This is a genomic window from Mycobacterium sp. DBP42, assembly GCF_005924235.1.
Lineage (GTDB): Bacteria > Actinomycetota > Actinomycetes > Mycobacteriales > Mycobacteriaceae > Mycobacterium > Mycobacterium syngnathidarum.
This window is the reverse complement of the sequence record NZ_VCMY01000001.1, coordinates 90,936-112,412: the sequence shown is the minus strand read 5'-3', so window position 1 is coordinate 112,412 and position 21,477 is coordinate 90,936. Positions and strand designations below refer to the sequence as shown.

Below are 21,477 nucleotides of genomic sequence, written 5' to 3'. Positions count from 1 at the left end.
GACGTCGACTACAAGGAGCAACCCATGGACTGGGGTCCGACTTGGGATTTCCTGTGGCACTTCCTGATCATCTTCGCCTGGATCGCCTACCTGCTGGTCCTGTTCCAGATCCTCACGGACCTGTTCTGGCGCGATCACAAGACCTCCGGCTGGATCAAGGCCGTGTGGGTGGTGTTCCTGATCCTGCTGCCGTGGCTCACCGCGCTGGTGTATCTGATCGCCAGGGGCCAGGGCATGTCCGAGCGTGCCCAGGCGGCGGCGCTGGACGCCAAGAAAGAGACCGACGACTACATCCGTCAGGCTGCGGGCCGGTCTCCGGCACAGGAAATCGCCGATGCCAAGGCGCTGCTGGATGCCGGCACGATCAGCCAGGCTGAGTTCGACGGGCTGAAGGCCAAGGCGCTGGGCTGAGCCACCACAAGTTGGCTATGGGTCTCGGAGCTGTCCCCGTGCGGACCAGAGAACATCGATTGGGACAGCGGCGAGGCGGTCGCCCAATGGCTGAGCTTGTGGCCCGGTGTGGAGGATAAGGCCGCCGACAAAACGAGTACCGACTTTGTCGCGGAGTTTCGTGATCCAGCGGGTGTCCCTGCCGCGAAGCGTTGCTGCCGATTTGATTTCGATAGCGGCAATGAGGCCGTCTGCCGTCTCCAAAATGAGGTCCACTTCGGCCCCGTCTCGATCGCGGTAGTGAAACAACCGCGGTGCCTGTTCAGCCCATCCGAGTTGTCGTCGGAGTTCTGTGATAACGAACGTTTCGATGATCGCTCCCGCCGCGTCAGGATTGGCGTTGGGTCCGGCTCCGGTGGGCGACACGTTGACGAGACGAGCGGCCAACCCGGAGTCGAGGAGGAGAACTTTCGGCCGATCGACAACGCGCTTAGAAAGATTCGTCGACCACGCGGGGACGCGGCCAATCAGATACAGGGTCTCGAGGAGGGCGAGGTACGGCGGCAGTGTACGTACGGGGATTTCAGCGTCAGCAGCTACGGAGCTCAGGTTGAGCTCGGATGCGCTGCGTGCGGCAAGGAGCCGGATCAGCCGCGGCAGGTCGGCGATGCGTTGGAGATTGGAGACATCCTTCGCGTCACGTTTGACGATGCGGTCGACGTAGTTATCCAGCCATGCATTTCGGCGCCTGGCTGACTCTCGGCTGACGGCCTCGGGGTAGCTGCCAGTGCAGGCGCGGGCGAGATAGTCGCTACGCGTCAGACTACTTTCGTGACCGAGGAATAGTTCGCCGGCGAGCAAGCGGTCGATGAAGGTTTCAGTGGCGCCTTCGAGTTCACCTTGACTGAATCCGAAGAGCTCCAGGCTTTCCGCCCTACCAGCCAGGCTGTCTTCGGTCGCTGGGAGTTGCAAAAGATTGGCCGACCCGGTGAGCAGATACTGCCCTGGCCGATGGGTTGAATCAACGGTGCTCTTGAGCGCAAGAATCAATTCTGGAGCCCGTTGCACCTCGTCGATCGTGAGTAGCCCATCGGGGAACTGGCGGACGAAACTGAGGGGATCGGCAGCCGCAGCTGTTCGGGTCACGTCATCGTCGAGCGTGACCAGCCGACCGCCGCGGCGACGCGTAATCTCGGCAGCGAGGGTTGACTTGCCGACCTGGCGCGCGCCCTGAACGACCACGATCCGTGTGTCAGACAGTGCCTCCTCAACCCTCGGAAGCAGGTTTCTAGCGATGCTAGACCGCGGGTTCACTTAGAAACCATATCAATCACTCGCCGATTCGCGGTGTGCGTTTCGCCGATTCGCGGTCTCTATGTCGCCGATTCACCGAGTCGGGATCAGAACAGCGTGTACTGATCGCTTTCGGCGGGGATGTCGATGAACTCCTCGATGTTGGCCCCGCCGACGACATGGCCCAGCAGCCCCATGAACGTCTCGTCATCGAGCAGCGGCACCCCGAGTTCCAGGGCTTGGTAACCCTTGCCCTGGTCGGGTGCGGGCTCGTTGCAGAGCACCAGTGAGGTCTGCTGATCCACCAGATCGGTATAGCCCAGCCCGGCGTGCAGAATGCGCTCGATGAGCTCCTCGTGGGTGCGGGCCACCTCCGCCGACAGCGCCACCCGCATGCCCTGCACGAGCGGCCTGCCCGGCACGTAGATGCCCGGATTGGCGTATTCACACGGCAGCCGCGAGGCCAGAACCTTCAGCGGCCGTAACTCGTCATGGGTGACATGGCCATTGGGCCAGCGGCGCCGGCTCACCTCCCGCAGCGGCAGCCAGACCTTGCGGTCACGGGCCCGGGCCAAAGTGGGTTTGAGGATCTGTGCCAGCACCAACGCGTCGTCGAGGGCGTCGTGGGGCTTCATCTGGCTCACACCCCAGTGCGCGGCCAGCGTCTCCAGCCGCAGATTCTCGGTGCCCAGCGCCAGCCGGCGGGCCAGCTCAACGGTGCACATCACACTGTCGACCGGCAGTTCGGCGCCGACCAACTCCGCCTCGGCGGCCAGGAAGCTGTAGTCGAAACCCACGTTGTGGGCCACCAAGGTGCGCCCCCGCAGGACGTCACTCACGTCGTCGACCACGTCGCCGAAGGTCGGCTGGCCCTCCAGCATCTCGGCCGTCAGCCCGTGCACATGGGTGGGCCCGGGATCGACCCCCGGGTTCAGCAAGGTGGCCACACTGCGCTCCACATTGCCGTCGTCCCCGACGGCGAGGGCGGCGACGCTGACGATGCGTGCCTGCCCGGGCCGGAACCCCGTGGTTTCCACGTCGACGACGGCCCAGCCCGTGCCCGGCTCTTCGGCCGGCCTGCCCCACGCGCTGCTCATATTCGCCAGGATGGCACGCGAGCCCGACAACCTCAGGCGACGCGGCAGCGTGTCGTGCCCTTAAAATCGCCGGAATGCTGACCCTTCGAGGGCGTGCCGCACTGGCCGCCGGATCAACCGCGCGCTGGGCGTCGCGGGTCACCGGGCGCGGCGCCGGCGCGATGATCGGCGGCCTGGTGGCAATGACGCTGGACCGCTCGATCCTGCGCCAGCTGGGCCAGGACCGCCGCAGCGTCGTCGTGACCGGCACGAACGGCAAATCGACCACCACCCGGATGACCGCGGCGGCCCTGGCCACGCTCGGTCCGGTGGCCAGCAACTCCGAGGGCGCCAACATGGACGCCGGCCTGGTGGCGGCGCTGGCCTCGGCGCGCGAGGCCACGCTGGCCGCCCTGGAAGTCGACGAGATGCACGTGCCGCACGTGTCGGATGCGGTGAACCCATCGGTGATCGTCCTGCTCAACCTGTCCCGCGACCAGCTGGACCGGGTCGGTGAGATCAACCACATCGAACGCACCCTGCGAGCCGGGCTGGCCCGGCACCCTGACGCGGTGGTCGTGGCCAACTGTGACGACGTACTGATGACGTCGGCCGCCTACGACAGCCCCCATGTGGTGTGGGTAGCCGCCGGCGGCGGCTGGGCGGGCGACTCGGTGAGCTGCCCGCGTTCCGGCGAGATCATCGAGCGCGACGGCGGAGGAAGCCCGGGCTGGCATTCCACCGGTGCAGATTTCAAACGTCCCAGCCCGCAGTGGTGGTTCGACGACACCCACATCTACGGCCCGGACGGCCTCTCGCTGCCGATGACGCTGTCGCTGCCGGGCGCCGTCAACCGCGGCAACGCCACCCAGGCGGTCGCCGCCGCCGTCGCGCTGGGCGCCGACCCGGCCGCCGCGGTGGCCGCCGTCTCCAGGGTCGACGAGGTCGCCGGTCGCTACCGTACGGTTCAGATCGGCTCGCACACCGCGCGGATCCTGCTGGCCAAGAACCCGGCCGGGTGGCAGGAGGCCCTGTCGATGGTGGACAAGCACGGTGCGGGGGTGGTCATCTCGGTCAACGGGCAGGTGCCCGACGGAGAAGACCTGTCCTGGTTGTGGGACGTGAGCTTCGAGCACTTCGCCGATGAGCCGCTCGCGCGAAGAGAAACAGGCTCCGACACTGTCGTCGTCGCCGCCGGCGAGCGCGGGACTGATCTGGCGGTACGGCTCGGCTACGCCGGCGTCGAACATTCCCTGGTGCACGACACCGTCGCCGCGATCGAGAGCTGCCCGCCCGGGCACGTCGAGGTGATCGCCAACTACACGGCCTTCCTGCAACTGAATCGGCGGATCTCATGAGTGGCGCGCACGCGAGGAGCAGAAAGACCCCGGTGCAGATCGGGCTGGTACTGCCCGACGTGATGGGAACCTACGGCGACAGCGGCAACGCCGTGGTGCTGCAGCAGCGCTTGCGGTTGCGCGGTATCGACGCCGAGATCGTGGAGATCACCCTGGCCGACCCGGTGCCCGCCTCGCTGGACCTGTACACCCTCGGCGGCGCCGAGGACTACGCGCAACGGCTGGCCACCAAACACCTCATCCGGTATCCCGGTCTGCAACAAGCGGTTTCGCGGGGTGCACCGGTGCTCGCAATCTGTGCGGCGATCCAGGTGCTCGGCCACTGGTACGAGACCTCGGCCGGTGAGCGAGTGGAAGGCGTCGGGCTGCTCGACGCCACGACCTCACCACAGCAGGCCCGCACCATCGGCGAGGTCGCGTCCAGACCCTTGATCGATGGGCTTTCGCAGCCGCTCACCGGTTTCGAAAACCACCGTGGCGGAACGGTTCTGGGCCCGGACGCCAAACCGCTGGCCGCGGTCACCAAGGGCGCGGGCAACCGCATGGGTGACGGCTACGACGGCGCGGTGCAAGGCAGCGTGGTGGCCACCTATCTACACGGCCCGTGCCTGGCTCGCAATCCCGAACTGGCCGACCATCTGCTCTCACAGGTGGTGGGTGAACTGCCGCCGCTGGAGCTTCGCGAGGTCGAGCTGCTGCGCCGCGAACGGCTGGCCGCGCCGCGCCGGGTGTAATTTTCGCCGAAACGGTATTCCAGCATGCCGTTACTCGAACATTTCCTGCTGGAATACCGTTTCGGCGGGAGTCGGGCGGAGTTCGGCGGGAGTCAGGCGGCGAAAGGGTCCGCGGCCCCGGCGATACGGGCCGCAGCATCTTCGAGAACCGGCTCACCATGGCCGAAACCGGCACGCTGCGCACCCGTGTTGGCAAGCTTTGCCACCGAGTCCGCGAGTTCGCTCCGGTTGGTGTTGAAGACACCGACGATCACCTGGCCGTTGAACTCCGCAACCACGTCGCCGGTGAGCACCGCGTCCGCCGTCGGGAGATACAGCGCGATGCCGCCCGGGGTGTGGCCGGGCACGCCGATCACCCGGGCGCCCCCGGCGAAATCGAGCACATCGCCGTCACCGACCACCCGGTCCACCGCACACGGCGGCCCGTTGGGCGGCTCCACTAGGTCGGGGCGAAGGGTCCGCTCCGAATCGGTCAGTAGCGGTATCGGACCCGGCTCGCCGCGCACGTAGCCGGCGTCGCCCGCGCCGGCGATGACCTCCACGTCGGACCAGTCCGCGATCTCAGCGGCCGCACCGCTGTGGTCTTCGTGGAAGTGCGTGAGCACGATGCGCTTGACATGAATGCGCCGCAGACCCAGTTCGGTCAGCGCGTCGGCAATCAACTCGGCACTGTCCGCCCATCCGGTGTCGATCAGCGTCACGCCGTCCGGCTCGGTCCAGAGATAACTGTTGAGCAGGTGGGCTTGGCCGCCGGGGATGCGCAGACGATAGAGCGAGGGCGCCATCTGGAGAAGGTCGGACATGATTCGACGCTACCGTCGTCCGCCGAAACCGCATTCCGGCAGGTCGCTACTCGAACTTTCGATGCTGGAATGCGGTTTCGCGGGCTGCGGGGCGAAGCGTGCCGCCCCAACCACGTGCTTTCAATGCGGTGTAGGCGCGCTGGATGACCTCATGCTCCCGGTCCTCCTTGATCACCTGCATGACGTCCCAACCAAGCTGACGAAGCTTCGGCAACACCTTCAGATCCTTGATGTATTGCGCACGATCAGTCTGGTGCTGACCACCGTCGTACTCCGAGGCGACCTGAAAGTCTTCCCAACCCATGTCGACCGTGCGAATTACGCGTCCCCACTCATCGGCAATGGCGATCTGAGTGGTCGGCCGAGGCAGCCCGGCGTCGATGTAGAGCAGACGCAGCCGGGTCTCCGGAGGTGACGCCGCGCCGCCGTCGACCAATGGGAGCACGGCTTTGAGCTTCGCCACCCCGCGGGCGCCGCGGTACCGCTTGGTCAGCATGAGCACGTCCTCTGTGGAGAACGGACATGCGTGCATAAGTGCGTCCAACCGCTCGAGTGCCTTCTTGCGTGGCAGGTACCGCCCAAGGTCGAAGGCCGTGCGCGCGGGTGTCGCCACCGGCATGCCTGCGATGCAAGTGATCTCGTCGTCCGCGATCCGCTCCTTCCGGACAATCACACCACGCGGCGGACGCGTGCAGTCCCAGATGAGTTCGATCGGGATGTCGGCGTCAATCCATTCGGCCCCGTGCAATGCGGAGGCCGCCACGCCCGTCACGACACTTTCGCGATGGGACCACAGCCACGCCCCCGTCGTTCTGTCCCGCAAGGAGGGCACGCAATCTCGAGGGATGTGGACGTTCGGGTACAGCGGCCGATACCAGCGTTGCAGCTCGTATCGAGTGACGACGCGGTTCGCGACGGCCTCTGTGCCGACGAATATATCCCCCATGCGCCGATACTGGCGCGGGGGTGCGACAAGCCCGAGACCAGCATGTCGAGGCTGTAATCCAGCAGGCCTCTACTCGTACTTTTTCTGCTGGAATACCGTTTCGGCGGAAGGTAGGCGAAAAGTATCAGGCCATGGCGCGGCGGCCGGCCAACGCTCGGCCCAGGGTGAGCTCGTCGGCGAACTCGAGGTCACCGCCCATCGGCAGGCCCGAGGCGATGCGCGTGACGGTCAGGCCGGGGATGTCGCGGAGCATCCGCACCAGATAGGTGGCGGTCGCCTCACCCTCGGTGTTGGGGTCGGTCGCGATGATCACCTCGGCCACATCGACACCGTCGACACGTTCGCCGATCCGGTTGAGCAACTCCCGGATACGCAACTGGTCGGGACCTACGCCGGACAACGGATCCAGCGCACCGCCCAGCACGTGGTAACGACCGCGGAACTCGCGGGTGCGCTCGACCGCCTGCACATCCTTGGGCTCCTCCACCACGCACACCAATGACGCGTCCCGGCGGGGGTCCTTACAAATCCGGCAGCGTTCCTCGTCGGAGACGTTGCCGCACACCGCACAGAACGTGACGCCGTCACGGATGCGGCCCAGCACCGCGGTCAGCCGATCGATGTCCGGCGGCTCGACGCTCAGTAGGTGAAACGCGATCCGCTGCGCGCTCTTGGGCCCGATCCCGGGGAGCTTGCCGAGCTCGTCGATCAGATCCTGAACCGGGCCTTCAAACACTCAGACCCCCGGAAGTCCGAACCCGCTCAACCCGCCGGCCAGCGGACCCAGACGGCTCTGCGCCAGAGTGGTCACCTGGTTGGAGGCATCGGCAAGGGCTCCGACGATGAGGTCCTGGAGAGTCTCGACGTCCTCGGGATCGACGACTTTCGGATCGATCGCCACCGCGACCACCTCACCGCTGCCCTTCACCGTCACCTGCACCAGCCCGCCGCCGGCCTGGCCGTGCACCTCGGAATTGGCCAGCGCCTCCTGCGCCTCCATGAGCTGCTGCTGTACCTGTTGCGCCTGCGCCAGCAGGGCGGACATATCGGGCGTGCCTCCGGGTTGCATGAGTAGTCCCCTTGCCGTGTTGATTAAGTCTTGGTCTCGACTTGGTTGCTCTCGCCTGTCGGCGGCGATTCGGACTTTCAGCCTAGTCGGCGTGCGGGCTAGCGTGGCGCCCGTGCGAGTCCCAGCCTGCGTGCGTGTCGGCACCGCCATGGTCAGCAGCGTGTTCATCGCCGCCGCCGTCCCGGCCGTCGTCGACGCTCCCCACGCCACCGCCGCTCCCTCGAACATCGCCGGCATGATCGTGTTCCTCGACCCCGGACACAACGGCGCCAACGACGCGTCGATCAGCCGGCAGGTGCCCACCGGCCGCGGCGGCACGAAGGACTGCCAGGCCAGCGGCACCTCCACCGCGGACGGCTTCCCCGAGCACACCTTCACCTGGGACACCACGCTGCGGGTTCGCGCCCTCCTGAACCAGATGGGCGTCCGGACGGCCATGTCGCGCGGCAACGACAACGCCCTCGGACCCTGCGTCGACGAGCGGGCCGCGATGGCCAACGCCCTGCGGCCCAATGCCGTCGTGTCCATCCACGCCGACGGCGGGCCGGCCAACGGCCGCGGCTTCCACGTGCTCTATTCGTCACCGCCGCTGAACAACGTCCAAGCAGGGCCATCGGTGCAATTCGCCAAGACCATGCGCGATCAGCTTTCCGCCTCGGGGATCCCGCCGGCCACCTACATCGGTTCGGGTGGTCTGGACGCCCGCTCGGACATCGCCGGGCTCAACCTGGCGCAGTTCCCGTCGATCCTCGTCGAGTGCGGCAACATGAAGAACCCGGTCGACTCATCGCTGATGAAGGCCCCGGAAGGTAGGCAGAAGTACGCCGAGGCCATCGTCCGGGGTGTCACCGCCTACCTGGGCAGCCAGGGTGGCGGCCAGCAACGGTAACTCGCCGTTCTTGATGGTGGGCGCTAGGCGCCCTCCACTTCCTTCTTCAGGTTGGCCAGCACCTCGCCCTGGATCTTGCGCAGACCCAGCGGCGCGAAGGTCTTCTCGAAGAAGCCCTTGATCCCGCCGGCGCCGGTCCAGCTGGTCTTGAGGTTCACCGAGGACCCGGTGCCCGCCGGGGCGACGGTCCAGTTGGTCACCAGGCTGGAGTTCGCGTCCTTCTCGATCACCGTGTGGCCGGCCACGTCGACCGAGGCCTTGACGTCACGCACACGGGACTCGGTGGCCTGCAGCTTCCAGCTGGCCACCGTGCCGGCGCCCTGACCGCCCTCGAGGACCTGGTAATCGCGGTAGTGCGAGGAGAGGATCTTCGGGCGCACGGTCTGGTAGTCCGCGATCGCGGCGAACACAGCGGCCGGCTCGGCGTTGATCAGAACCGTGCTGACCGCACTGACCTGTCCCATTACTCAAACTCCTTCAACTCGTGTCTACGGTCGCATCGTCGGCAACCTCCGACTAGCGTATATGTGTGTCTGTTGCTGCGACTGACGCACAAGCTGTCCACGCTGCGGGCGTACGGCGCCTCCTAGACAGTTACCGCGCCATACCGCCCAATTCGACGGTGCGGCTTGCCAAGCCCACGTCGAACCTGTTTCGTGCGCGAGATCGCAGCGATGTCAAAGGTCTGGACGTCTCGGGGCTGACCAATGTGATCGCGGTCGACGCCGAAGCCCGCACCGCCGACGTTGCGGGCATGTGCACCTATGAGGATCTGGTCGCCGCGACGCTTCCGCACGCGTTGGCGCCCCTGGTGGTGCCGCAGCTCAAGACCATTACCTTGGGCGGAGCCGTCACCGGGCTCGGCATCGAATCCACCTCGTTCCGTAACGGCCTGCCACACGAATCAGTGCTGGAGATGGACATTCTCACCGGGGCAGGTGAAATCGTCACCGCATCGCCCGAGCAGCATGCCGACCTGTATCGAACTTTCCCCAATTCCTATGGCACGCTCGGTTATTCGACCCGGCTGCGGATCGAGTTGGAGCCCGTCACCCCCTTTGTCGCATTGCGGCACCTGCGTTTTCACTCGTTGGCCGATCTCGTCGCGGCGATGGACCGCATCATCGAGACCGGCGGGCTCGACGGCACGCCGGTCGATTACCTCGACGGCGTGGTGTTCAGCGCCGACGAGAGCTACCTGTGCGTCGGTTTCAAGACGACGACCCCGGGCCCGGTCAGCGATTACACCGGCCAGGACATCTACTACCGCTCGATCCAGCACGCTGACGGAGAGAAGCACGACCGGCTGACGATTCACGACTACCTGTGGCGCTGGGACACCGACTGGTTCTGGTGTTCGCGGGCATTCGGGGCGCAGAACCCCACCATCCGGCGGTTCTGGCCGCGCCGGCTGCGCCGCAGCAGCTTCTACTGGAAACTCGTCGGCTACGACCAGAGATTCAACATCGCCGACCGGATCGAAAAGCGCAACGGGCGCCCGCCCCGCGAGCGCGTGGTGCAGGACGTCGAGGTGCCCATCCAACGGTGCGCGCAGTTCCTGGACTGGTTCCTGGAGAACGTTCCGATCGAACCGATCTGGCTGTGCCCGCTGCGGTTGAGGGAGAATCGTCACCACGACGCAGGCTTGTCGGGAGGCTGGCCCCTCTACCCCCTCCGCTCCAACCACACCTACGTCAACATCGGGTTCTGGTCGTCGGTGCCCGTCGGCCCGGTCGAAGGGCACACCAACAAGCTGATCGAGGCCAAGGTCGGCGAACTCGACGGGCACAAGTCCCTGTATTCCGATTCCTACTACCCGCGTGAGGATTTCGACGAGCTCTACGGCGGTGAGACGTACAAGACCGTCAAGAAGTCCTACGACCCCGATTCGCGCCTGTTTGATCTGTACTCGAAAGCCGTCTTGCGCCGATGAACGGAGAACAGCGATGACCACCTTCAAAGAGCACTCGACGCCCGCGACCGATCACAAGCTGACCCTTTCCGAGATCCTTGAGATCTTCACTTCGGGCTCGCAGCCACTGAGATTCACCGCCTACGACGGCAGCTCCGCCGGCCCCAGCGGCGCCACACTCGGACTGGACCTCAAGACCCCGCGCGGCACCACCTTTCTGGCGACCGCTCCCGGGGATCTGGGACTGGCCCGCGCCTACGTGTCCGGCGACCTGGAACCGCTCGGAGTACATCCGGGCGATCCGTACCTGCTGTTGTGCGCGCTGGCCGAGAAGATGGCGTTCAAGCGTCCGCCGGCCCGGGTGCTGGCCAACATCGTCCGCTCCATCGGCATCGAGCATCTCCGGCCGATCGCGCCGCCACCCCAGGAGGCGCTGCCGCGGTGGCGCCGGATGATGGAGGGCCTGCGGCACAGCAAGTCTCGCGACGCCGACGCGATCCACCATCACTACGACGTGTCCAACACCTTCTACGAATGGGTGCTCGGGCCGTCGATGACCTATACCTGCGCGTGCTACCCGGACGCGGATGCCAGTCTGGAAACCGCGCAGGACAACAAGTACCGGCTGGTGTTCGAGAAGCTGCGGCTGCAACCGGGCGACCGGTTGCTCGACGTCGGCTGTGGCTGGGGCGGCATGGTGCGTTACGCCGCCCGCCACGGCGTCAATGCGCTCGGGGTGACGCTGTCGGCCGAGCAGGCCCGCTGGGCGCGAGACGCCATCGCCAAGGAAGGCCTCAGCGACCTGGCCGAGGTGCGCCACGGCGACTATCGCGACATCGTCGAAGACGGGTTCGACGCGGTGTCCTCGATCGGGCTGACCGAGCACATCGGGGTGCACAACTACCCCTCGTACTTCGGTTTCCTCAAGTCGAAGATGCGTCCCGGCGCGCTGCTGCTCAACCACTGCATCACCCGCCACGACAATCGAACCGGCGCGGCCGCGGGTGGATTCATCGACCGTTATGTGTTCCCCGACGGGGAGCTGACCGGATCGGGACGCATCATCACCGAGATCCAGGACGTCGGCCTGGAGGTCATGCACGAGGAGAACCTGCGCAACCACTATGCGATGACGCTGCGTGATTGGTGCGCCAACCTCGTCGAGCACTGGGACGAGGCCGTGGCCGAGGTCGGGTTGCCGACGGCGAAGGTGTGGGGCCTGTACATGGCCGGATCCCGGCTCGGTTTCGAGACGAATGTGATTCAGCTGCACCAGGTTCTGGCCGTCAAGCTCGATGAACAGGGCAAAGACGGCGGTCTGCCGCTGCGGCCGTGGTGGACGCCCTAGAGCCGCGAAGCAGTGGCGCTCACGCGGCGGATTACGGTCAGTATCAAGCAGTAATCCGCCGCATTCAGCTGTCGATCTTGCGCGCGCCCAGTTCGTTCTGCAGCAGTTCCAGGGCGACCTCTTCGGGGTCACGACGCGGCCCGGCCTCGCTCTGCGAAGCCTCGGCGAGCATCTCTGCCTCTTCCTGTTCCGGCGACGAGGGCGGCTCCGGAGCAGGAGGTTCCGGTTCAGGCTCGGGAATGACGCGGCCAGGGCGGGCGGGTACCCGTGGCGGCGGCTTCGCGGCCTTCGGCGGGGGCGGTGGGGCCGCCTCTGCTGTGCCGACCTCACACCGGATCTGCCAATCCACCCCGAGCGCATCCTTCAACGCTTCCCGGATAACGTCGGCATTGCGCGACTCTGTCAGCCGCTTGGCCAACGGTGGCGAATCATGGGACAGCACAAGCGTTTTGTCCTCGACCGCGCGGACGATCGCACCGGACAGCATGACCTCGGTGGTGCGGCTGCGCTCACGCACCTTCTCCCGCACCGTCGACCACATCGACCGCACGGCGGCCGCGTTGGGCTCACCGCCGGGGGTCAGCGATGCCCGCGCCGGCTCGGGCTCCTGAGCGGGCTCGGGTTCGGGTTCGAAGTCGGGCTCCGGCGGGAGCGGCGGCTCCGGCTCGGCTGCCGGAGCGGACGCCGGTGGTGGCGGTGGTGGCGGTGGCGGGGCGGATGCCGGTTCGGGCGTGGCCACCGGCTCGGGTGCGGCGACGGGCTGGGGTGCGGTCACCGGCGCAGTCTGTGGTTCGGGAGCAGGAGGCGGCGCAGGCGCAGGTGCCGGGGCGGAAGCCTCCGCTGCGGCCGGAGCAGCCTGGCTGCGCCGCACGAACGTCTTGGCCGGCTCGACGGCAGGACGGGTGGCCGTCGACGCCGCGGCCTCCCCGGCCGGGATCGACAGGTCCAGCCTGGTCTCGATGCGTTCGATGCGCTGCAGCAGCGCTGACTCGGTGTCATGCGCCGAGGGCAGCAACAGCCGCGCGCAGACCACCTCCAGCAACAGCCGCGGCGCGGTCGCCCCTCGCATCTCACCGAGCCCGGCATGCACCACCTCGGCATAGCGAGTCAGCGTGCCCGCACCCAACTTGGCGGCCTGTTCCCGCATCCTCTCGAGCACATCGGCCGGTGCGTCGACGACACCGCGGGTGACCGCATCGGGCACGGCCTGCAGCACGATCAGATCGCGGAAGCGCTCGAGCAGGTCGGTGGCGAACCGTCGCGGATCGTGACCGGCGTCGATCACTGCCTCGACCGCGCCGAACAATGCGGCCGCGTCCCCGGCTGCCAATGCCTCGACCGCGTCGTCGATGAGCGCCATGTCGGTGGCACCGAGCAGGGCCAGCGCCCGCTGATAGGTGATGTGATTGCCGCCGTCGCCCTGCTCCGAGCCGGCCAGCAGCTGGTCGAGCACCGAGAGCGTGTCACGGGGCGAACCACCGCCGGCCCGGATGACCAGCGGGTACACCGCGTCATCGACGTGGACGGTCTCCTCGGCGCAGATGCGCTCGAGCAGCGGGCGCATGGTGCGCGGGGCCAGCAACCGGAACGGGTAGTGGTGGGTGCGCGATCGGATGGTCGGCAGCACCTTTTCCGGTTCGGTGGTGGCGAACACGAAGATCAGGTGCTCGGGCGGCTCCTCGACGATCTTGAGCAGCGCGTTGAAACCGGCCGTGGTGACCATGTGCGCTTCGTCGACGATGAAGATGCGGTACCGCGACTGGGCCGGCGCGTAGAACGCTCGGTCACGCAATTCACGGGTGTCGTCCACACCGCCGTGGCTGGCCGCGTCGAGTTCCACGACGTCGACGTTGCCGGGGCCGTTCGGGGCCAGCGCGACACACGAATCGCACACTCCACACGGTGTCGGCGTGGGCCCCTGCTCACAGTTGAGCGAGCGGGCCAGGATGCGCGCCGAGGACGTCTTACCGCAGCCGCGCGGCCCGGAGAACAGGTAGGCGTGGTTGATCCGGCCCGCGGACAGCGCAGTCGATAGCGGCTCGGTGACATGTTCCTGGCCAACGACTTCCGCGAAGGTTGCCGGCCGGTATTTGCGGTAGAGAGCCACGCAAGAAGGCTACCGACTGCATCTGACGACGCGCCGGTGCCCATTGACTTTGAAACCACGCACACCGCTACCCGCACAAATTCAGCGTCAGCTCAAAGTCAACGCAGTGTTCTGCACAGAGCGCGATTCATCCACAGGTGGCGACGCCGAGACCGGCCCGGACCCATCTTTGTCGCTGCGACTGGCGACTCTCGCCGAATGAGTGAGCCCTTCATCGGCACCGAAGCCCTGGCGGCCGGCCTCGTCAACCGCTACCAGCTCAACCGCTACCACCACACAATCCTGCCGAACATCTACGTGGACAAGCGAACTGCTGTGTCGCTGCGCCAACGCACGACGGCGGCGTGGTTGTGGTCGGGCCGAAACGCGGTGATCGCGGGAACCGCCGCATCGGCACTCCATGGCGCGAAGTGGGTGGCCGACGACGTTCCGATCGAGTTGATCAGCGCCAAGACCAAGCCACCCGCGCGGGTGATCACGCGACAGGACCTGATCTACGACCGAGAGGTCACGTGCATCGATGGACTTTCGGTCACGAGCATCGAGCGCACGGCTTTTGACCTTGGGCGCCGCGGGTTGATCGGTCAGGCCGTCGCGCGCCTCGACGCACTTGCTCGAGCCACCGGGCTAGAGGCGGACGAGGTGCTGACGCTCGCCGCGCACCACCGCCACGCCCGTGGCCTGCGGCAACTCGAATGGGCGCTGGATCTATTCGACCCCGGCGGCCAGTCCCCGAAAGAAACCTGGCTGCGGCTGATGCTCATCGACGCGGGTTTCCCGCGGCCGCAGACACAGATACCGGTGCTCGGGCCGGACGGCTACCCGAGGCACTTCCTCGACATGGGTTGGGAGGAACTGATGCTGGCGGTCGAATACGAGGGTGTTCAGCACACCGATCAGCTCGCCTATGACATCGCGCGTGCCGACTACATCACGCAGGTCGGCTGGACCCACGTGAGAGTGGCCGCGGGACAGCGACGGCCCGCCATCATCTCCCGGGTGGGGCGCGAATGGGATCGACTTTGGCGGCCAGGGCTCGGGATCACGCCGCGTCGGCCGCCGCTGGCCGGTCCCCCGCTGGAACTTGGCTGTTGACTTTGAAACCACGCACACCGCTACCCGCACAAATTCAGCGTCAGCTCAAAGTCAACGCAAAAGCTGCTCGGTGGCCGCCAGCAGAGCGCAGGTGGCGAGGCCGTCGATCGCTTCACGCACATCGGACAGCGACGGGAACGTCGGCGCGATGCGAATGTTCTTGTCCTCGGGATCCTTGCGGTACGGGAAGGCCGAACCGGCCTCGGTGACCGCGATCCCGGCGTCCTTGGCCAGGGCGACCGTGCGCTTGGCGCTGCCGGGCCACACGTCGAGGCTGACGAAATAGCCGCCCTTGGGGTCGGTCCACGACGCGATCTTGGACTCCCCCAGCCGGTCCTCGAGAATCTCGGCGACCAGGGCGAACTTGGGGGCGATCAACTGCCGGTGCCGCTGCATCTGCAGCCGCACACCGTCGGCGTCGCCGAAAAACCGACTGTGCCGCAACTGGTTGACCTTGTCCGGGCCGATCGTCTTCTTGCCCGCGTGCTGCAGATACCAGGCGATGTTGCCCAGGGACCCGCCCAGGAAGCTCACCCCGGCACCGGCGAAGGTGATCTTCGAGGTCGATGCGAACACCAGCGGACGGTTCGGGTTACCGGCCGCCTCGGCCAGGCCCAGCACGTCGACCTGGCGGATGAACTCGTCGGTGAGAGTGTGGACCGCGTAGGCGTTGTCCCACATCAACCGGAAATCGTTTGCCGCCGTGCGCATTTGAACGAGACGCCGGACGACTTCCCAGGAATAGGTGACCCCGGTCGGGTTGCCGTACACCGGAACGCACCACATGCCCTTGATCGCCGGGTCGGCCGCGACGAGCTCCTCGATCAGGTCGACGTCGGGCCCGTCCTCGCGCATCGGTACCGCGATCATCTCGATTCCCAGGGACTCGGTGATCGCGAAGTGGCGGTCATAGCCGGGGGCGGGGCACAGGAACTTGACTTTGTCTTCCCTCACCCAGGGCCGCACCGAGTCCACCCCTCCGTGCAACAGCGAGAACACGATGACGTCGTGCATCATCTCCAGGCTCGCGTTGTTGCCGGCGATGAGGTTCTGCACCGGGATGCCGAGCAGCTCACCGAAGATCTCCCGCAGCTCGGGTAGCCCGTGCAGGCCCCCGTAGTTACGGGTGTCGGTGCCCTCGCGGTCGCGGAAAGCGTTCGGGTCCGAGCCGGGCAGCGACAACAGCGCGTTGGACAGATCCAACTGCTCGGGAGCCGGCTTGCCGCGGGTCAGATCCAGGCTCAGCTTCTTGGCCTGCAACTCCGCATAGTTGCGCTGTTGGACTTCGTGCTGCGCGAGCAGATCGTCGCGGCCGAGAGACTGGAACGACACCGCGCGCCTTTCACGGAAGCTGAATGTGCTGGAACGTAAGGGGACCCCGCGCACCCGCCAGAGCCCGTTGACCCTTGCTGCCTTCCGGCCCTGGGGGAGTTCACAGGATGGACGCCGCGCGGGGTCCACAGCGAGTGTAATACCCGGCTGTATCCCCGGCGTTTCGGGACTGGTTCGGGCGTCGGTTAGGATTGCCGACGGAGGATTCGCCTAGTGGCCTATGGCGCTCGCCTGGAACGCGGGTTGGGTTAACAGCCCTCAGGGGTTCAAATCCCCTATCCTCCGCGCTCGGGTCCGGGGTGCGACCTGCTGAATCAACCCTGATCAGCGGTTCGCACCCCGGCCCAATTTCAGTACCCGAGGAGGAGTATGGGCCGCACCGTCGCGGTGATCTGGCACGTGTCGCTTTCGATCGTGGCCGCCGGCCTCTACTTCTTTTTCGTCCTCCCCAGATGGCCCGAACTCATGGGCGACACCCCACAGACGCTAGGCCTGGTCCTGCGCATCGTCACCGGTGTGCTGATCGGCCTCGCGGCCCTGCCGGTGGTGCTCACCCTGCAGCGGACCAAGCGTCCCGAGCTGTCCACGCCGGAGCTGGCACTGCGGTTGAGGACGGCCTCGATCTCGCTGCACGTGGTGGCGGCGGTGCTGATCGTCGGCACCGCGATCTCGGAGATCTGGTTGTCGTTGGACAGCGTCGGGCCGTGGTTGTTCGGGATCTACGGCGCAGCCGCCGCGATCGCCCTGCTCGGCATTTTCGCCTTCTACCTGGCCTTCATCGCCGAACTGCCGCCCCCACCGCCCAAGCCGGTCAAGCCCCGAGAGAAGGCCGAGCGCCGCCGCGGGCGCAAGAAGGCTGCCGCAGAGGAGGCCACAGAAGAGCCCGCCGAAGCGGAAGAAACCGACGAAGAGGCCGTGGCAGAAACCTCCGAGGCCGATGCCGACACCGCCGAGGGCGACGCTGAAGAAGCCGAGGAGACCACCGGGGCCGACGCCGAAAAGGCCGACGTCGAAGAGGCCGAAGAGGCTGACGAGGCCGAACAGCCTGAAGAAGCAGAGGCCGAGAAAGACGCGAAAGCGGCGGGCACCTCACTGCGCAACCGCCGACCGTCCAGCAAGAGCGGCACCAAGCGGCGGGGCCGGCGCTCGCGCGGCGAAGTCGCCACCGAAGACTGACGCAACGGCGACCGCGTCGACATCGGGTTCTTGCCCAGCCAAGATGGGTATATGAGCAAAGTGGGCTCGCGACCGTTCAAAGTGATTCTCGCGGCGGCGCTGACCGCCGCCGCTGCTGTCGTCGTCCCGTCCGCGCCTGCCGCGGCCGCGCCCGGCGACCCGGAGGCGGTGGCCCTCCAGATCGAACCATCGGTGGCGCGCATCGACACCCGGGTCGACTACCAGCAGGCGTACGGCATCGGCACCGGCATCGTGCTGTCGCCCGGCGGTGAGGTGCTGACCAACTACCACGTCGTGCAAGGGGCCAACTCGATCAGCGCCACCGTCGGCGGCCAGAGCTTCGCCGCGGACCTGGTCGGCTACGACCGCCAGCGCGACATCGCGGTGCTGCAACTGCACGGCGCCGCAGGCCTGGTACCGGCACCGATCGGCGATTCGCGGGCGCTGGCACCGGGACAACCCGTGATCGCACTCGGCAACGCCGCGGGCAGCGGGGCACCGCTGACCCGTGAGATCGGCACGGTCAGCGCGTTCAACCGGACCGTCAACGCCGAGGACGAGCTGACGGGCACCAGCGATGAGATCAACGGACTGTTCGAGTTCGCCGCACCGGTGCGGGCCGGCGATTCCGGCGGCCCCGTGGTCAACGATGCAGGCCAAGTCGTCGGCATGACGACGGCCGCCTCGGTGAACTTCCGGATGGGTCCCGGCGGCAAGGGATTCGCGATCCCGATCAACGATGCGATGGGCATCGCCGGTCAGATCCGTGCCCGCACCCCGTCGCCGACGGTCCACATCGGACCGCCGACGATGCTCGGCGTCGGAGTGCGCACCGCACAGCGCCAGAGCCGCGGCGTGATCGTCCAAGACGTCATTCCCGGCGGACCGGCCGAAGCCGCCGGCCTGGCACCCGGCGATCTGCTCACCACGATCGAGGGCACCCCGCTGGATTCGGCACGCACCCTGACCCTGGTGCTTGATCGGCACTACCCCGGTGACGTCGTCGGCCTGACCTGGCTGGACCAGGCCGGCCAGCAGCGCATCGGTAAGGCGACGCTGGCCGCCGGGCCGTAGTCCGTGGTCACGCTAGACCGCCTGATCAATGTTCTGGGCGGCTACGGTGTGCGGCTGCGTGCCCCGGCCCAGGGATCCCGGCCGGTGCCGCGATCGACCGAGTTGCGCAGCGTCGTCATGCACGAACCCGGGCAGGTGATCGGCGACGTCCTGTTGGCGGTCGGGGCCCGATCGTTGGCCGAGGCAGTGCGGTGGGCCGCGGCGGCGCGCGCCGTGGTGGTGCTGGTGCGCGGTCCCGATGACGGGCCGGCGGCCGACGACGCCATCGCAGTGATGACGGTCGACCCCGAAGTCTCCTGGAGTGCGCTGGCAGCCGTGGTCTACGGCGTGGTGCTGGAGGGCCGGGAGACCGAATCCGGGCGCGGCCCGACCGATTTGTTCGCGTTGGCCGACAGCCTCGCCGACGCGGTGGGCGGCTCGGTCACCATCGAGGACCGGCGCAGCGCCGTCTTGGCGTATTCGCGCCTGCAACAGCACGCCGACCCGGCTCGCGTCGAGACGATCCTGAGCCGCGGCGCGCCGGAACGGCTCCGCGCCCTGTTCGAAGCTCGCGGGGTTTTTCGGCATCTGGCCGAGTCGGACGAGCCGGTGTTCGTCGAAGGCGACGACGAGGGCGGCCTGACCGGGCGGATGGTCGTGGCCGCCCGAGCCGGTCGTGAGTTGCTCGGTTCGATCTGGGTGACGTGCGCCGAGCCGTTGCCCGACGCCCGCCGGGCCGCGCTGGCCGACGGTGCCCGTATGGTCGCGCTGCACCTGCTGCGCTCACGGGCCAGCGCCGATCTGGAGCGCCAGGTGGAATCCGAACTCGTCATCCGCCTGCTCGAGGGCGCCGCCGACGCCACCACTACGGCAAGCCGGCTCGGCCTTCCCCAGACGCCGCTGCGAGTCATCGCATTGCGGGCCCAGACCACCGACGAGCGGCACGCCGCGCTGCTGCTGGCGTTCGAGCGGGCGACCGCCGGATTCGGCTGGTCCCGTCCCGGCCGCAGCGCCCTGACCGGCAACACCGTCTACACCGTGCTGCCCGGCGCCGAGGCCGAGGCCGCCGGCAGCTGGGTGACGGGACTACGTGCCGCGCTGCCCGAACACGTGGCCGTATTGGCCGGGATCAGTGGTCCGGCCGCCGCCGCCGAACTGGCGCTGGCCCGCCGTGAGGCCGACGAATGCCTGGCGCTGCACGAGGTACGGCGGGAGGGCCCGGCCCCGGTGTACGACGAGGCGTGGGACGAGATCCTGCTGCAACGGCTCCGGATCGCGGCCCGCTCCGGCCGTGCCCCGCAGCGCGGCCCGGTCGCCGAGTTGCGGGCCCACGACCAGGCCAACGGCACGCAGTACGCGGCAACTCTGCGCGCCTGGTTGGAGGCCCAGGGCGATCTGGCCGGGGCCGGGCGTGCGCTCGGCGTGCACGAGAACACCGTGCGATACCGGCTGCGCAAGATGGTCGAGCTGACCCAGCTCGACCTGGCCGATGCCCGCAAGCGGCTGGCGATGATGATCGAACTGGCCGCCACCGAAGAGTTGTCGTAGACCGACAATTACACACCTTCGTATTGTCGAGATCCTTCAAACACCGGGCGTCTGACCGGACTCACCATGAGAGACATGGATGGTGTCGAGCGCATGGACGGCGGACCGCGGTCAGCGGTGGTCGTGGGTGCAGGCATCGTCGGCCTGTCCACGGCATGGTTTCTCCAAGAGCGCGGGGTCGAGGTCACCGTGGTCGACCGCCGAGGAGTGGCGGCGGGCGCATCGTGGGGCAACGCCGGCTGGGTTTCGCCGACGCTGACCATCCCGCTCAACGACCCGGCAGTGCTGCGGTACGGCCTGCGGTCACTCTTCGACGCGGCCGCGCCGCTGCACATCCCGATGACCTCGGGGCCGCGCCTGTTGGCATTCCTGGCCCGGTTCGCACTCAACTGCAGACTCTCGACGTGGACGCGGGCCGCCAAGGCCAACGTGCCACTCAACGAGGAGTGCCTCGAGGCCTACGACGTACTCACCGCCAACGGGGTTGCGGTGCCCACCACCGACGGACCGATCACGGCGCTGTTCCAAACCCAGCAGCAGGCCGAACACCTGATGACCGAACTGCGCCGGATGGCCGCCGTCGGTCAGACCGTGACGGTGACGGGACTGTCCGGTGAGACGCTGCGTGAGCACGTGCCGCTGGCGTCGGCGGCCATCACCGCGGGCATCAGCGTGGAGGGTCAGCGGTTCGTGGACCCGGGCCGGTTCGTACAGGCGCTCGGCGAAGCCGTGGTCGCTCGGGGTGCGGATTTGGTCATCGGCGAAGTGACCGACATTCGGCCCCAGGGCGCCGCTGTCACCGTGGATCTGGCCACGGGTTCCCTGAACGCCGACACCGCAGTGATCGCCACCGGGGCGTGGCTGTCGAAACTGGCCAAGCCGTGGGTTCACACGCCGGTGCAGGCCGGACGCGGCTATTCCTTCACCGTGCCGGTGCGACGCCCTCTGCTCGGGCCGATCTATCTGCCCGACGCCCGCGTGGCCTGCACGCCGTACCAAGGCGGGCTGCGGGTGGCCGGAACCATGGAGTTCCGTTCCCCCGACGATCCGCCCCAGCCGGCTCGTGTCGAGACGATCATCGCTTCCGCGGCCCCGCTGCTCGACGGCGTGGATTGGGACGACCGTACCGATGTGTGGGTCGGCCCGCGACCGGTCACTCCGGACGGCCGCCCCCTGATCGGTGAAGTGGCACAAGGCATTTACGTGGCGGGCGGCCACGGCATGTGGGGCCTGGCCCACGGCCCGGTCACCGGGCGGCTGCTGGCCGAATACATCACCACCGGAAAGCAACCCGAGACGCTGCGGGAGTTCGACCCGCTGCGCTGAGGATCCACGACATCGCCCTGAC

Annotated in this window: 20 protein-coding genes, 1 tRNA gene and 1 other RNA gene; 12 read left to right on the top strand and 10 right to left on the bottom strand. The window is 67.3% G+C overall.

Annotated features, from left to right (window positions below):
- Positions 1–24: 24 nt before the first annotated feature.
- Positions 25–411: an SHOCT domain-containing protein gene (locus E0T84_RS00590; protein ID WP_070186455.1), complete on the top strand. Its 387-nt coding sequence runs from the start codon at positions 25–27 to the stop codon at positions 409–411.
- 15 nt (positions 412–426) lie between these two features.
- On the opposite strand, the gene E0T84_RS00585 is transcribed toward E0T84_RS00590, so the two are convergent.
- Both E0T84_RS00585 and E0T84_RS00580 read right to left on the bottom strand, forming a co-directional pair.
- Positions 427–1,632: an ATP-binding protein gene (locus E0T84_RS00585; protein WP_234998293.1), complete on the bottom strand. Its 1,206-nt coding sequence runs from the start codon at positions 1,630–1,632 to the stop codon at positions 427–429.
- Between the two features lie 158 nt (positions 1,633–1,790).
- Positions 1,791–2,780, bottom strand: coding sequence for a DEDDh family exonuclease (locus E0T84_RS00580; RefSeq protein WP_070186456.1), 990 nt, complete (start codon positions 2,778–2,780; stop codon positions 1,791–1,793).
- A 74-nt stretch (positions 2,781–2,854) separates the two neighbouring features.
- Between E0T84_RS00580 and E0T84_RS00575 the strand changes: the two genes are divergently transcribed.
- Both E0T84_RS00575 and E0T84_RS00570 read left to right on the top strand, forming a co-directional pair.
- Positions 2,855–4,117, top strand: a complete 1,263-nt coding sequence (locus E0T84_RS00575; protein ID WP_070186457.1) for a Mur ligase family protein — start codon at positions 2,855–2,857, stop codon at positions 4,115–4,117.
- On the top strand, positions 4,114–4,851 hold the full coding sequence (locus tag E0T84_RS00570) for a type 1 glutamine amidotransferase (RefSeq protein ID WP_070186458.1): 738 nt from the start codon (positions 4,114–4,116) through the stop codon (positions 4,849–4,851). The genes E0T84_RS00575 and E0T84_RS00570 overlap by 4 nt, the downstream gene beginning before the upstream one ends.
- 92 nt (positions 4,852–4,943) lie before the next feature.
- Here the strand turns inward: E0T84_RS00570 and E0T84_RS00565 are convergent, their stop codons facing one another.
- From E0T84_RS00565 to E0T84_RS00550, 4 genes are all read right to left on the bottom strand, one after another.
- Positions 4,944–5,654 (bottom strand): MBL fold metallo-hydrolase, encoded by a 711-nt coding sequence (locus E0T84_RS00565; RefSeq protein ID WP_070186459.1) that lies wholly within the window; start codon positions 5,652–5,654, stop codon positions 4,944–4,946.
- A 46-nt stretch (positions 5,655–5,700) separates the two neighbouring features.
- Positions 5,701–6,600 carry a hypothetical protein gene (locus tag E0T84_RS00560; RefSeq protein ID WP_070186460.1) on the bottom strand — a complete coding sequence of 300 codons (900 nt, stop codon included), beginning with the start codon at positions 6,598–6,600 and terminating at the stop codon, positions 5,701–5,703.
- Between the two features lie 124 nt (positions 6,601–6,724).
- Positions 6,725–7,336, bottom strand: a complete 612-nt coding sequence (recR, locus tag E0T84_RS00555; protein WP_003883644.1) for a recombination mediator RecR — start codon at positions 7,334–7,336, stop codon at positions 6,725–6,727.
- Positions 7,337–7,669: a YbaB/EbfC family nucleoid-associated protein gene (locus E0T84_RS00550; RefSeq protein WP_036391184.1), complete on the bottom strand. Its 333-nt coding sequence runs from the start codon at positions 7,667–7,669 to the stop codon at positions 7,337–7,339. It lies immediately after the preceding gene.
- A gap of 148 nt (positions 7,670–7,817) precedes the next feature.
- Between E0T84_RS00550 and E0T84_RS00545 the strand changes: the two genes are divergently transcribed.
- On the top strand, positions 7,818–8,558 hold the full coding sequence (locus tag E0T84_RS00545) for an Rv3717 family N-acetylmuramoyl-L-alanine amidase (protein WP_171054864.1): 741 nt from the start codon (positions 7,818–7,820) through the stop codon (positions 8,556–8,558).
- 23 nt (positions 8,559–8,581) lie between these two features.
- Here E0T84_RS00545 and E0T84_RS00540 read toward each other — a convergent pair whose 3' ends face one another.
- Entirely contained in the window at positions 8,582–9,022 is a 441-nt protein-coding gene (locus E0T84_RS00540; RefSeq protein ID WP_070186462.1) for an SRPBCC family protein, read from the bottom strand.
- A 65-nt stretch (positions 9,023–9,087) separates the two neighbouring features.
- Here E0T84_RS00540 and E0T84_RS00535 point away from each other — a divergent pair, with 65 nt between their 5' ends.
- Positions 9,088–10,491, top strand: coding sequence for an FAD-binding oxidoreductase (locus E0T84_RS00535; protein ID WP_070186463.1), 1,404 nt, complete (start codon positions 9,088–9,090; stop codon positions 10,489–10,491).
- Positions 10,492–10,504: 13 nt separating this feature from the next.
- Positions 10,505–11,818 (top strand): class I SAM-dependent methyltransferase, encoded by a 1,314-nt coding sequence (locus E0T84_RS00530; protein WP_070186464.1) that lies wholly within the window; start codon positions 10,505–10,507, stop codon positions 11,816–11,818.
- Between the two features lie 64 nt (positions 11,819–11,882).
- Here E0T84_RS00530 and E0T84_RS00525 read toward each other — a convergent pair whose 3' ends face one another.
- Positions 11,883–13,925: a DNA polymerase III subunits gamma/tau gene (locus E0T84_RS00525; protein WP_070946094.1), complete on the bottom strand. Its 2,043-nt coding sequence runs from the start codon at positions 13,923–13,925 to the stop codon at positions 11,883–11,885.
- A gap of 198 nt (positions 13,926–14,123) precedes the next feature.
- Between E0T84_RS00525 and E0T84_RS00520 the strand changes: the two genes are divergently transcribed.
- Positions 14,124–15,020, top strand: coding sequence for a hypothetical protein (locus E0T84_RS00520; protein ID WP_070946093.1), 897 nt, complete (start codon positions 14,124–14,126; stop codon positions 15,018–15,020).
- 51 nt (positions 15,021–15,071) lie between these two features.
- Here the strand turns inward: E0T84_RS00520 and E0T84_RS00515 are convergent, their stop codons facing one another.
- Both E0T84_RS00515 and ffs read right to left on the bottom strand, forming a co-directional pair.
- Positions 15,072–16,352: an aminotransferase class I/II-fold pyridoxal phosphate-dependent enzyme gene (locus E0T84_RS00515; protein WP_070946092.1), complete on the bottom strand. Its 1,281-nt coding sequence runs from the start codon at positions 16,350–16,352 to the stop codon at positions 15,072–15,074.
- A 35-nt stretch (positions 16,353–16,387) separates the two neighbouring features.
- Positions 16,388–16,482, bottom strand: an RNA gene (gene ffs, locus E0T84_RS00510) — signal recognition particle sRNA small type.
- Positions 16,483–16,551: 69 nt separating this feature from the next.
- Here ffs and E0T84_RS00505 point away from each other — a divergent pair.
- The 5 genes from E0T84_RS00505 (at position 16,552) to E0T84_RS00485 (ending at position 21,455) form a co-directional block, all read left to right on the top strand.
- Positions 16,552–16,637, top strand: a tRNA-Ser gene (locus tag E0T84_RS00505).
- Between the two features lie 84 nt (positions 16,638–16,721).
- Complete coding sequence (locus E0T84_RS00500; protein WP_138743469.1) at positions 16,722–17,528, top strand: hypothetical protein; 807 nt, start codon at positions 16,722–16,724, stop codon at positions 17,526–17,528.
- A gap of 51 nt (positions 17,529–17,579) precedes the next feature.
- Positions 17,580–18,602 (top strand): S1C family serine protease, encoded by a 1,023-nt coding sequence (locus E0T84_RS00495; RefSeq protein WP_070946090.1) that lies wholly within the window; start codon positions 17,580–17,582, stop codon positions 18,600–18,602.
- Between the two features lie 3 nt (positions 18,603–18,605).
- Entirely contained in the window at positions 18,606–20,129 is a 1,524-nt protein-coding gene (locus E0T84_RS00490) for a CdaR family transcriptional regulator (protein ID WP_138743468.1), read from the top strand.
- Positions 20,130–20,204: 75 nt separating this feature from the next.
- Complete coding sequence (locus E0T84_RS00485) at positions 20,205–21,455, top strand: FAD-binding oxidoreductase (protein ID WP_138743467.1); 1,251 nt, start codon at positions 20,205–20,207, stop codon at positions 21,453–21,455.
- The last annotated feature ends 22 nt before the right edge of the window (positions 21,456–21,477 follow it).

Coding starts and splice junctions, on each gene's coding strand:
- E0T84_RS00550 (WP_036391184.1), bottom strand. CDS start 7,669: ATGCAACCCGGAGGCACGCCCGATATGTCCGCCCTGCTGGCGCAGGCG.
- E0T84_RS00485 (WP_138743467.1), top strand. CDS start 20,205: ATGGATGGTGTCGAGCGCATGGACGGCGGACCGCGGTCAGCGGTGGTC.
- E0T84_RS00560 (WP_070186460.1), bottom strand. CDS start 6,600: ATGGGGGATATATTCGTCGGCACAGAGGCCGTCGCGAACCGCGTCGTC.
- E0T84_RS00545 (WP_171054864.1), top strand. CDS start 7,818: ATGGTCAGCAGCGTGTTCATCGCCGCCGCCGTCCCGGCCGTCGTCGAC.
- E0T84_RS00590 (WP_070186455.1), top strand. CDS start 25: ATGGACTGGGGTCCGACTTGGGATTTCCTGTGGCACTTCCTGATCATC.
- E0T84_RS00500 (WP_138743469.1), top strand. CDS start 16,722: ATGGGCCGCACCGTCGCGGTGATCTGGCACGTGTCGCTTTCGATCGTG.
- E0T84_RS00565 (WP_070186459.1), bottom strand. CDS start 5,654: ATGTCCGACCTTCTCCAGATGGCGCCCTCGCTCTATCGTCTGCGCATC.
- E0T84_RS00530 (WP_070186464.1), top strand. CDS start 10,505: ATGACCACCTTCAAAGAGCACTCGACGCCCGCGACCGATCACAAGCTG.
- E0T84_RS00580 (WP_070186456.1), bottom strand. CDS start 2,780: ATGAGCAGCGCGTGGGGCAGGCCGGCCGAAGAGCCGGGCACGGGCTGG.
- E0T84_RS00520 (WP_070946093.1), top strand. CDS start 14,124: ATGAGTGAGCCCTTCATCGGCACCGAAGCCCTGGCGGCCGGCCTCGTC.
- E0T84_RS00495 (WP_070946090.1), top strand. CDS start 17,580: ATGAGCAAAGTGGGCTCGCGACCGTTCAAAGTGATTCTCGCGGCGGCG.
- E0T84_RS00540 (WP_070186462.1), bottom strand. CDS start 9,022: ATGGGACAGGTCAGTGCGGTCAGCACGGTTCTGATCAACGCCGAGCCG.
- E0T84_RS00575 (WP_070186457.1), top strand. CDS start 2,855: ATGCTGACCCTTCGAGGGCGTGCCGCACTGGCCGCCGGATCAACCGCG.
- E0T84_RS00570 (WP_070186458.1), top strand. CDS start 4,114: ATGAGTGGCGCGCACGCGAGGAGCAGAAAGACCCCGGTGCAGATCGGG.